Annotated in this window: 1 protein-coding gene; it reads left to right on the forward strand. The window is 68.6% G+C overall.

Annotation, left to right across the window (positions count from 1 at the left end; translation table 11 throughout):
• The first annotated feature begins 161 nt into the window (after window positions 1-161).
• Window positions 162-1,553, forward strand: a complete 1,392-nt coding sequence (lpdA, locus tag NKJ06_RS35320; protein ID WP_352812550.1) for a dihydrolipoyl dehydrogenase — start codon at window positions 162-164, stop codon at window positions 1,551-1,553.
• Window positions 1,554-1,698 lie beyond the last annotated feature (145 nt).

Genomic DNA, 1,698 nt, shown 5'->3' on the forward strand with positions numbered 1-1,698 from the left:
GGGTATAAGCCACCGGAGGAGGGGGGGACCCGGGACCGCCAACGTCTCACTCCGCTGGAACACCCCTCATCCGTCTCGGCGCTAACGCGCCGATCCACCTTCTCCCACAAGGGGAGAAGGACAAGGCGCGCGGCAGCCATTACCCGAAGGAAGCAGCCGTCATGAAAGAAATCTCCTGCAAGCTGCTCGTCATTGGCGCCGGTCCGGGCGGCTATGTCTGCGCCATCCGGGCCGGGCAGCTCGGCGTCGATACGGTGATCGTGGAAGCCGGCAAACCGGGCGGCACCTGCCTCAATGTCGGCTGCATCCCGTCCAAGGCGCTGATCCACGCGGCGGAAGAGTTCGAGAAGGTCTCGCACATGGAAGGCGGCAACAGCCCGCTCGGCATTTCGGTGACCGCGCCGACGCTCGACCTTGCCAAAACAATCGCCTGGAAGGACGGCATTGTCAGCCGGCTCAACAGCGGTGTCGCCGGCCTGCTCAAGAAGGCCGGCGTGAAGACCGTGCATGGCTGGGCGACTTTTCGTGACGGCAAGACCGTCGCGGTCGAGACCGAGACCGGTAGCCAAGTGATCCGCGCCGAGGCGATCGTCATCGCCACCGGCTCGGCGCCGGTGGAACTGCCGTTCCTGCCGTTTGGCGGGCCGGTGATTTCGTCAACCGAGGCGCTGGCGCTAAGCGAAGTGCCGAAGAAACTCGCCGTCGTCGGTGGCGGCTATATCGGGCTGGAACTCGGCATGGCCTTCGCCAAGATGGGCGCCAAGGTGACCGTCGTCGAGGCGCTGCCACGCGTGCTGGCGCAGTATGACGCCGAGCTCACGCGTCCGGTGGTCAAGCGGCTCAACGCGCTCGGCATCGAGGTGATGACAGGTGCCAAGGCCAAGGGTGCCAAGGGTGACGTGCTGCTGGTCGAGACATCCGACGGCAAGAGCGCCAAGCTCGCCGCCGACAAGATCCTGGTGACGGTCGGGCGCAAGCCGGTGACCGAAGGCTGGGGGCTCGAGCAGATCGACCTCGACATGGCGGGCAAATTCATCCGCATCGACGACCAGTGCCGCACCTCGATGCGCGGCATCTTTGCCATCGGCGACGTCACCGGCGAGCCGATGCTGGCGCACCGGGCGATGGCGCAGGGCGAGATGGTCGCCGAGATCGTTGCCGGCCACAAGCGCAGCTGGGATAAGCGCTCCATTCCCGCCGTCTGCTTCACCGATCCGGAACTGGTGACGGCGGGCCTGTCGCCGGAAGAGGCCAAGGCGCTCGGCGGCGAGATCAAGTTCGGCACGTTCCCGTTCGCCGCCAACGGCCGCGCGATGACGAAGCTTGGCGAGGACGGCTTCGTCCGCGTCGTCGCCCGTGCCGACAACCATCTGGTGCTCGGCATCCAGGCGGTCGGGCAGGGTGTGTCGGAACTGGCGGCGTCGTTCGGGCTGGCGCTCGAAATGGGCGCAAGGCTGGAGGACATCGCCGGCACCATCCATGCCCATCCAACGCAAGGCGAAGGCTTCCAGGAAGCAGCGCTGAAGGCACTGGGCCACGCGCTGCATGTGTGAGGGGCTCTTTTCCTCTCCCTCCGGAGGGGGGAGAGGTGGGGGGGGGGGGGGGGGCGGCGCGGGGGGGGGGGGGGGGGGGGGGGGGGGGGGTGGGCGGGGGGGGGGGGGGGGGGGGGGGGGGGGGGGGGGGGGGGGGGGGGGGGGG

The organism is Mesorhizobium sp. M0293, from assembly GCF_040321735.1.
Classification (GTDB): domain Bacteria; phylum Pseudomonadota; class Alphaproteobacteria; order Rhizobiales; family Rhizobiaceae; genus Mesorhizobium.

Coding starts and splice junctions, on each gene's coding strand:
- lpdA (WP_352812550.1), top strand. CDS start 162: ATGAAAGAAATCTCCTGCAAGCTGCTCGTCATTGGCGCCGGTCCGGGC.